At 61.3% G+C, this 9,131-nt stretch carries 8 protein-coding genes and 2 pseudogenes; 2 read left to right on the forward strand and 8 right to left on the reverse strand.

Going from position 1 to position 9,131, the window contains the following annotated elements; genetic code table 11:
- Positions 1-3 precede the first annotated feature (3 nt).
- Positions 4-966, reverse strand: a complete 963-nt coding sequence (locus tag NKH90_RS29515; protein ID WP_352452634.1) for an NUDIX hydrolase — start codon at positions 964-966, stop codon at positions 4-6.
- Between the two features lie 147 nt (positions 967-1,113).
- On the opposite strand from NKH90_RS29515, the pseudogene NKH90_RS29520 reads away from it, so the two are divergent.
- Positions 1,114-1,330: pseudogene (locus tag NKH90_RS29520) on the forward strand (3-methyl-2-oxobutanoate hydroxymethyltransferase); the annotation flags it as partial.
- A 279-nt stretch (positions 1,331-1,609) separates the two neighbouring features.
- On the forward strand, positions 1,610-2,209 hold the full coding sequence (locus NKH90_RS29525) for a cold-shock protein (protein WP_352822597.1): 600 nt from the start codon (positions 1,610-1,612) through the stop codon (positions 2,207-2,209).
- Here NKH90_RS29525 and NKH90_RS29530 read toward each other — a convergent pair.
- From NKH90_RS29530 to NKH90_RS29560, 7 genes and pseudogenes are all read right to left on the reverse strand, one after another.
- Positions 2,184-2,732, reverse strand: a pseudogene (locus NKH90_RS29530) (ABC transporter transmembrane domain-containing protein); the annotation flags it as partial. The gene NKH90_RS29525 and the pseudogene NKH90_RS29530 sit on opposite strands and share 26 nt — an antisense overlap.
- Before the next feature lie 32 nt (positions 2,733-2,764).
- A complete protein-coding gene (locus NKH90_RS29535; RefSeq protein ID WP_352822599.1) occupies positions 2,765-4,420 on the reverse strand; it encodes an MFS transporter in 1,656 nt (551 codons plus the stop codon).
- Between the two features lie 1,584 nt (positions 4,421-6,004).
- Positions 6,005-7,087 (reverse strand): HPP family protein, encoded by a 1,083-nt coding sequence (locus NKH90_RS29540; RefSeq protein ID WP_352822602.1) that lies wholly within the window; start codon positions 7,085-7,087, stop codon positions 6,005-6,007.
- Positions 7,088-7,810: 723 nt separating this feature from the next.
- Positions 7,811-7,966 (reverse strand): hypothetical protein, encoded by a 156-nt coding sequence (locus NKH90_RS29545; RefSeq protein WP_352452640.1) that lies wholly within the window; start codon positions 7,964-7,966, stop codon positions 7,811-7,813.
- Between the two features lie 98 nt (positions 7,967-8,064).
- Positions 8,065-8,232, reverse strand: coding sequence for a hypothetical protein (locus tag NKH90_RS29550; protein WP_352452641.1), 168 nt, complete (start codon positions 8,230-8,232; stop codon positions 8,065-8,067).
- Positions 8,183-8,338, reverse strand: coding sequence for a hypothetical protein (locus tag NKH90_RS29555; RefSeq protein WP_352503077.1), 156 nt, complete (start codon positions 8,336-8,338; stop codon positions 8,183-8,185). Before NKH90_RS29555 ends, NKH90_RS29550 begins: the two co-directional genes overlap by 50 nt.
- A gap of 185 nt (positions 8,339-8,523) precedes the next feature.
- The coding region (locus tag NKH90_RS29560) for a TCP-1/cpn60 chaperonin family protein (RefSeq protein ID WP_352822606.1) at positions 8,524-9,131 on the reverse strand (608 nt) is incomplete at its 5' end.

Consider the following 9,131-nt stretch of genomic DNA (forward strand, 5'->3'; position numbering starts at 1 on the left):
GGGTCAAGCCCGCGAGAGCGGCAATTTTGTTCCGGCTATCACCCTCTCGTCGAGAACGGCGTGACGGAAGCGATAAAGTTGCGCCGGCCGGCCGCCGGTTTCCGCGGTTGTCTCACCGGTCTCCTCGACCAGCTCCTGCTGCTCGATCAGCCGGCGAAAGTTCGGCTTACGCACGAGCCTGCCGGCAAGCGCCTCCACGGTGCGCTGCAGCTGCAAAAGCGTGAAGACCGGCGGCATCAGTTCGAATACGACCGGCCGATATTTGATCTTGGAGCGCAGCCGCGCAATGCCGGTCGCCAGGATGCGACGATGATCGGCGATCATCGATCTGCCCGAGACCCAGGTGGGCGCAGCGGAATGTCCGGCGCGTATTGCTTCCTCCACCAGGGCGGCTTCGTAGAGCAGCTCATAACGTTGAAGCGCGAGTTCCTCGTTCCAATGGCGGTCGTCAAAGCCGAAGGCGATCGCCGCCCGCCGTCGTCGGTCGAGGCGTGTCGTACTGTCGTCAGTGCCATCCGCCCATTCCATCAGGCGCGGCCGCAATTCGTCCAACACGACCGCCGGTGTGCCGGAGCGGTGATCCTCCCACGGGAAATAGTCGTACCAGCTTCCCCAGTGTCGCCCGGCCGGGTCGCCAGCTTCGTCTTGGTGGGTGAGCGCCAGATAGCTGATAGAGACCACGCGGTCGTCAGCGCCAACCCTGTCGCGATCGGCGAAGGTGTAGAGCTGTTCGATATAGCCGAGCGGCTGGCCGGTCTGTTGTTCCACCCATCCCCTGAGGCCCGACTGCAGCGAACGGTGAGCAAGCTCGAACGGGCCCGAGGGCAGGGCGTTTGCCTGCGGGATGGTCAGAACGCAGGGGGCGCTGCTGTCCATGGCGACCACAACGGCGATTAAGTCCGCATTGACGTCGTTGGCCTTGCCTCCAGCTCCGCCTTTCCTAATCCCTTTTGCGCGTTCGTCCATGGTCCCCGAGGTTGTTGAGCAGAGCCCTGCCGCGTAGGCCGCTGAACCGATTGAATTCCGTTTTTGTCTGATAATTGTCGGCGCGTCAACACCACCCGTCGTGGCGATTTTAGCTCTTCGCAGCTGCACAAAAAGTGCCAACGCGACATCCGTGCTTGGGGAAGGAGGCCCATTGAGTGCGCCGATTCAAAGCTCGTCGATCGACATTGCGACGTTGTTCTCGTCGGCGACAGCGCGGCATGGTTCTCCACGGCTTGGCGTCGACGCTGGGCGTGACGCTGGAGATGATGATCATGCACGGTCAGGCCTGCCCCGTGGCCTGGAGCCGGCGCAAATGGTCGTCGACCCGCCGTTCGGTTCCCTTTGAAGAATCCCGGAGCAGGCTTTCCGCAATGCCTGATAAAGCCCTTCCAGTGCGCCCGCGCCAGCATCATCGCACTCTCGCTCCAACACAACCTATGCGAGTCAGTAAATCGACTCGCCGGCACTATTGTTTCAGGGGAAATGAATCTAGTTTCAAAGGGTTCGGCCGATAGGCCGGGCACAGCTGCGGTCTTCACGGCCTTTTTGACATAAACGCGTCGCCCGATTGAGATTATCTTGACGGTAGCGCAGTGCGCCATCCATGCCAGTCGAGATGATCATGGGCAAATATCGAGACCATCGCGAGCCACGCCGGCATCGCTATGACCATGACCCCGTTTCCTTTTCGGAACGGACTTCCGAGCCAAGCTATTTTCAGCGCCCGCCGACCGTGACGGCAGATCCTGTCGATGCGGAGGTATTGTGGTTCACAGTCAGCAAGGGTTTTGGCTTCGTCAAACTGTCGGACGGCACGGAGGCCTATCTGCACGTGCGAGTGTTAGAGGCGGCCGGAAGCCGGGATGTTGCCGCGGGAACGCCTCTCAAGATCACGGTCGAAAAAAGTCCAAAAGGTCGTCAAGTCGCGCAGGTGCTGGAGATCGGCGATCACCGCGCGAAAACTCCGTCACATACGCGCGTCGCTGGAGGGACCTTCGTTGAAACCGGTGCGCAGCTGGAGAGCGGGGGCACGGTCAAGTGGTACAAACCCGAAAAGGGCTTCGGCTTCATTGCTCCTGACAACGGTGAGAAGGACGTCTTCGTTCATGCCAGCGCCCTGACGCGCTCAGGGCTCAGCGTGCTGGTGGCGGGACAGAAGGTGTTTGTCGAATGCGGGCAAGGCAAGAAAGGCTGGGAAGTCCGGAGCATTCGCCTTGCCTAGACGGCGATGCATTGCTCGCCTCGAAGGAGATGCCGGAGAGCGTCGGGCGGCCGCCCGAGCCCGCGTAGCAGAAACCGACATTGTCGAAGCGCAGCACGCCGTCGGTGACGACGAGATCCCTGGCGCCCGCCGCGTCCTCGATGTCAAGTTCGGCGTCGAGCAACTCGAACAGCCGCGTGCCGCAGGTCGAGGCGCGCGCGAACGAGTTGACCATCAATCCGAGCTGGCGCACCTGCATCTGCAGAATGGTCATGAAGGTGAGCAACAGGGCCAGCGTGCCGACGCTGATTTGACCTGCGATCACTTTCTACCACCGAACCAGAGCACCAGGCCCATGGCGGTCAGGAACGAGAAATTCATGGCGCTGGTGTTGCCGACACGGATGTCGACGCGCTCATTGGCGAGATCAAGGCGCGTCCTGCTTGGCGCGGTCGAACTTTTCCAGCTCGTGCGGCTGCGCGGCGAAGGCACGCACGACACGGATGCCGCCGAGATTCTCATCCATCACCCGGATCTTTAACGATCGCTGATGCCCAGATATGGGAAGGTAAGGCTTCAATGACGGGGAAGGTGAAGGATTGACTGGTCGGGTTTCCGGGCCGAGCTTGTCGGCCGCTCAATCGAAAGCGTCATTTGAGGCGCTTTCTCTCCCGCGTGTAACTGGAAGACACGCTCGTCCAGTTCCTTGTCTACTTCCGTGAGACGATGATTGAGGCGAAGGTAGTCGGTCCAGGTCGGCGTTCGGAACGTTTCTGTCCACTGCATAGGCTTCTGAAGGTTGCGCTGGAGCGTCCAGTTCCGAGCACCGACGCGGCTGTGTACATGACGCCGCTGCCGCATGAGGTCGAGGAAGGCCTCGACATTTCTCTCGGCTATCAGATATTCGATCTTGACCACGATCGGGCCGCTTCTCGGCTTCAAACTGAGAGCGACAGCTGGGGCGTCGAATTCCTCCAAAGGATCGGGCTCGGACTCGCGGCGCTCGCGAAGAGGAAACAGAACGCCGGCTGCAGCAACGAGCAGCAGGGCCGCAGCGGAACCCTCTAGCGCCCAGGTCAGCGAATGGTTCTGGGAAACCGTGCCCCATACCCAGCTGCCGGCCGCGATGCCGCCGTCTATCAATGCGTAGTAGATCGAGATTGTGCGACCCACGACCCAGCGCGGGCTCGCCAGCTGCACGCTCACGCCAACCCCCGACCAGGCGGTGACCCAACCGGCGCCGCCCAGGGCGAGTGCAATTGCCGCCACAGCGATCGAAGAGGTCAGAGCCAGGGAGAGGGAGCACGCCGCGCAGGCGAGGCAGGAGAGCCTCATCAGCCTTTCTTGCGACAAGCTCCGTCTGAACAGGCTGTTGGAGAGGCCGGCGAAGACGGCACCGGTCCCGAAGCCAGCCATGAGCGCGCCATAGGCGAGCGGACCTCCTCCCAACTGGTCGCGGACAACCACCGGCAGCAGCGCGAGTATGGCGATGCTCGCCAAGCCAAAGAGGGTTCCGCGCGCGATCGCTGCCTTGATTTCCGATGACATCGCCGTGAAGCGCAGTCCGTCATAGATCGCCGTCCTCATCGACTCGCGTGGAAGAGGGGACGAGCGAACCTTCCACTTGCAGCGCCAAATAGTGACCAAGGGTACGAAATAGGTGAGCGTGGTCACGGCGAATGCCGCCATGAGGCCGAATGAGGCAACCACAATACCGCCGAGCGCCGGGCCCACAGTCCTGACAGTGTTGAAGCCAACAGAAAGCAGGGTGACGGCAGCGGGAACATCTCGTCGGTCCACGATATCGCCGACCGACGCTTGCCAGGCCGGATCATTGAGAGCACCGCCGCTTGCGATCAAGAAGCTGAAGCCAAGGATCATCCACGGACTAACAAAGCCCAGCGCCACGGACGCGGTCAGCATCGCGGACGCAATCACCATAAGGCACCGACCGGCGAACATGACCCGGCGCCGGCTGAAATTGTCGGCGAGAGCCCCGGCGAAGACGGACAAGACGAAAGCGGGCAGGTTCGATGATGCCTGCACCAGCGCAACCATCAGATCCGAAGTCGAGATCGTTGCCATCAGCCAGCTGATGGCGACAGTCTGCATCAGCCAGCCGAGACTCGAAACCTGCGTGGCGAGCCAGATCGAACGAAAGGTGGGCTGCAAAAGTGGCCCAAAGGTCGTTGGTGCAGCCAAATCTTCGTTTAAGCCAGCCACCCTACTCATTTTGCGACCCTTTGCTTTCCGTTATTGTCGTTTCCCATGTAATCTAGGCTGAACCGTGGCGGCTAGAAGAATAGAGAGAAACTGTTTGCCTTGCGGCACAGTTCCTCGTGATTAAGGGTTGCGGCCGAGACGCATGCCCGAGCCGGCTCACCCCGCCTTCGAAGACATCACTGGGTGGAGCCCGGATCTTGCTTGTCGTTTGACGCAGCATGCTTCATCAACGGGCACTTTGCCGAGCGATGCCTTTTCGCGAAACGCGACGATGTTCTTTCGTCGGAAACTCTCTCCAACGGCGTTCGATGCGCTGAGTCTGGCTTGGGGCGAGGTGAGGGCTTGCAGATCTTAGACAGGATTGATTCCTGATAAACGCAGACGGTTGCCGGGCCGCGATCGAAGAGGCGCGCGCCTTGCTGCTTCAGCTTGAACAAAAGTCTGACGCGCTCACACATGTCATCGACGACTTTCTGCTCGATCTGATGAGGCTGGCTTTCATTGTTGAATGTTATGGACACGGCTTTGAACTTTTGGCGTGAACGCTTGCCCGTAGAAGACTGGCAAAGGTCAGGGTCTTGTCGGGGCGGTGGACTCCGCCAGGGGAGAAATGACACCCAAAGCCGGATGGCTGACGCGACGGTCGCCCCGCGTTCCGCACAGTGACGAAGGTAACGGTACGGCTCTTCGGCAGATGGCGCATCCCTCATGGTAGCGTCTGGCCGTTCCCTCTGATGCCTCGGCCTCCCACACCTATCCGAACAGGCCCGATCCTGGAGGGTCCTCGAAGTGGGCATGAGGGCGATAGGCCGCGTGGTTGGGGTACCAAGCGTAGGCGCGGTATTGGGCTGGAAATTGGCGACGCGACGAAGAAGTCCGAGATCAACTCGTGCAATGGCAATTCCTAACACCGTGGACGTGTTGGAGCAGCCTCATCCTCCTAGTCAGGAACGTCATCAAGGTTATAGGATTGATGCGCGGCGAACCCTCGGAACTCAGGATCATGTTGACATCGCTGTTCGACAGAGCCGACTTCGCGCAAGGAAGCCACATCGTTTCGGAATTGCTTATCGCATGGTCTATCGTCGGCCTAGTCAAACCCTTGGCGCGGCGAGGAAGCGGCGGTCGTCGGCGTGATGCATGACGGGAGTCGGCGGCGCCTCACCATAGGCGAAATGCAGGAACCAAAGGAAAGGACCACCTGCATGGAATTGCGAACCGCGTCCTCGGCGTCTGAGCCGCGACCCTTGCCAACGATCACTCAACCCGCGACGTAGAGCTTCAACCCAGCCTTGGACACGCGAACCGCGCTACCATCGTTGCAGAGGAGCCGTCCACCAGATGGTTGCACTTGTAGTCCGCACGCCTTTGGTCGACATTGCGGACTGGCTCTGGCCACCGGCAAGGTTGAAGAGTGTTCCGTTGTTGCAGTCGTACTTGGCGTACGTGAACCAGATGCCTGAGCACGCGGTCGCGTTTCAGGGTTGATCTACTCGTAAAAAGGAATTGTCTTAGGCGGAAGGCCGCACTTAATACCGCTATCCTATTGGCGCCCCATCGGGTTCCCGGATTGAGCAAGTCCGGATCACTATTTTATGCCGCTGCCAGCGTTGTGTCGGCCATGTGCACGCGCGCTGCCGCTGCCAGCAGGTCGGTCTGGGTGATCAGCCCAATAATGCGTCGCTCGGTGTCGACGATGACCACGGCATGGCTGCGGCCGTCGGTGAGCACCGGCAGCAGGCTCATCGCCGGCGTATCGGGAGAGGCGGTGCTAGCCTTCGACATCACAGCCCTCACCGTGTCGGTCGCCTTCGTCAGCTCGCGCAGGCCAACTACACCGACCAGCCCGCCCTCGGCGTCGGTCACCGGCAGCGTCCGGATGTTGTGATCGAGCAGCAAATGCCGCGCCTGGTCGGCAGGCGCATGTTCATCGACCGAAATCACATCGCGCGACATGATGTCCTCGCACAGCAGGGTCCGGTGGGAGCGCACCATCGCCTGCAACTCGACCTGCCGTAGCAGCCGCTCAAGATCGTTGCGGTCGATATCGAAGGCTTCCTCCAGCGCGCCGAGCGCGGCATCGACATCCTCGGGCTGGAAGCCGACCCGCTCCCGCGCCGGCGGATCGATGGTTCCATGCGCGCTTTTAAAGGCGGGGGCCGCCACATGCGGATAGTTGCGCCGCGACAGTTTATGGATGCCGTAGCCGAGTGCGACCAACACGATCGAGTTCAGCGCTACCGGAACGAAGGGAAACAGCAAGCCCGAGCTGAAGACGGCCGGTCCGCCGAACACCGCGGTTAAGGCGGCGGCGCCACCCGGCGGATGCAGGCAGCGCGTGAACGACATGGCGGCGATGGCCAGCGCCACCGCAATGCCGGTAGCAAGGACGGGTTCATGCACGAAATGCGCCACGATCACCCCGACCAGCGCCGAAATCGTATTGCCACCGATAATCGACCAAGGTTGCGCGAGCGGGCTTGAAGGCACGGCAAAGAGCAGCACGGCCGATGCTCCCATTGGAGCAACCAGCAGTGCGACATGTGGGCCAGACCCGTTCGCCAGCGCACTGATCACGCCAGTCAATGCGATGCCGATCATGGCCCCGATGCAGGCGAGCAGCCGCTCGCGCAGCGTTGCACCGGCAAGGATCGGAACAAAGAGACGAAACGCCATGGCATACCCTTGGGCGAGTGGTCGGAACTCCGCGGTCCGCAATGCAGGCAAAGCCACAGATTTGGAAGTTAAGCCAATTCGGAATGCCGGCTCACGGGGGAATACTTTTGCGCGAAACGGCCATTGCCAAATGGGTGCAGACATTTTGATCAGCCAGAGGAGGCGGACGGCACGCTGATCCGCTCGAGCGCAGCTAGAGGCCAAGGGCTGCCGTGCCGCGGGCAGCCGGAAATGGGGATGGTCGGAGGTCGAGCTGGGATGGACACTAAGGAATTCAGAGGCTTCGAAAAGCGTGCTGACAATGTGGCATGGCAAGACAAATCAGGCCCTTGTCGCTCCACTTCCGAGGCGAACTCCAGCGGAGTACAGCTTCTAGCGGTGCTTGGTCTGCCTGTCCTTGCCACCATCGGATTCGTTGGCGTCATGCTGAAACGTCCACCTGTAGCCGCTGAGAAGAACGACTGCCGCCAGTGCCGTCGTGGAACCGCTATATGACGGCGGCTTGGTTACAGAGCCGGCTCGTGTCGATCGGGCGGGGGAGCCTGATGTGACGTACATGGTCCAGAAAGTGGCCAATGAAGGTGCTGGCATCGTCAACGTGATCAGGTCACGTAATAGCGGTAATACAACCGCGACCACGAGCCTCTCAGGCGTTCGATGAGGCGGGAAAATCCGATCACCAGACCAAACGCGTTTCCGCCACACTGCCACACACGAAACCGATCAGGTCACGTTCCAGGCTCGCCAGAAGATTGGAGCCAAGGCCACCTCGGCTGAACTCTGCCATGCCGCGGCCGCCACCTCTTCCAGCCGCGGTAGAAAACGTGGGTCAGCAGCGCCGGCATGGGCGAGCAACTCCCAAATCGCGAGCAGCGCCATCGACACCGCAAGCGGCCGCATATGTCGGCCGATGAAGCGGAAGGCCGGCGGTGCGATGGAAGCGCCGTGCGACAGCCTATCCCGACCTGCAATCGTGATCAGGCTGATCGTGGGGTCTCCGGACGCCAGCGTTGCAGATAGTTTTCGGCAATCGTGAGCAGGCCGTGGATCACCAATTCGGTCAGGCCGACCACGATCATGGCCGAAAGAACGAGTTCAAATTGAAAGAGCTGACGACCATAGGCCATCAGGTAATCGGAGCCCATCGAACGATGCGATGAGTTCTACCGCAACCAGGGTCTGCCAGCCGTTGGCAAGGCCTTCTCGCAGCCCTGTAAAGATCCACGGCACGGCGGAAGGCAGCACGATCATCGTGAGTTTCGACCAGCGGCTGAACGAAAGGACACGGCCAGACCCGTCTCACGACGACGCCGTTGCGCTTCGCCGCCATCAGCTGGGTAGAGGACTTGCACCTCCAAGCTGTCGATCATGCTCGGCACACAAAAAAGGGCGGCATTGCTGCCGCCCTTTCCGCTGTAGGTTGATAGGGGGCTGGATTAGAAATCCATACCGCCCATGCCGCCCATGCCACCGCCGGGCATACCAGCCGGCATGCCGCCGCCAGCCGACTCCTTCTTCGGAGCCTCGGCGATCATAGCTTCGGTGGTGACGAGCAGGCCGGCGACCGAGGCCGCGTCCTGCAGAGCCGTGCGCACAACCTTGACCGGATCGACGATACCCATGGCGATCATGTCGCCATATTCGCCGGTCTGGGCGTTGAAGCCGAAGGTCGCGCCCTTGTTCTCAAGGATCTTGCCGGCAACGATCGATGCTTCCGCACCGGCGTTGGCCGCGATCTGGCGGGCCGGAGCCTGCAGCGCGCGACGCACGATTGCGATGCCCGCGGTCTGGTCGGAGTTAGCGCCGGTGACGGTGATGGCCAGCGAAGCGCGCAGCAGGGCGACGCCGCCGCCGGGAACGATGCCTTCTTCGACGGCCGCACGGGTCGCGTTGAGGGCGTCATCGACGCGGTCCTTCTTTTCCTTGACTTCCACTTCGGTCGCACCGCCGACGCGGATCACGGCAACGCCGCCCGCCAGCTTGGCGAGACGTTCCTGCAGCTTCTCCTTGTCGTAGTCCGAGGTGGTCTCCTCGATCTGCTGCT

It is taken from the genome of Mesorhizobium sp. M0898, assembly GCF_040319695.1.
In the GTDB taxonomy this organism is placed as follows: Bacteria; Pseudomonadota; Alphaproteobacteria; order Rhizobiales; family Rhizobiaceae; genus Mesorhizobium.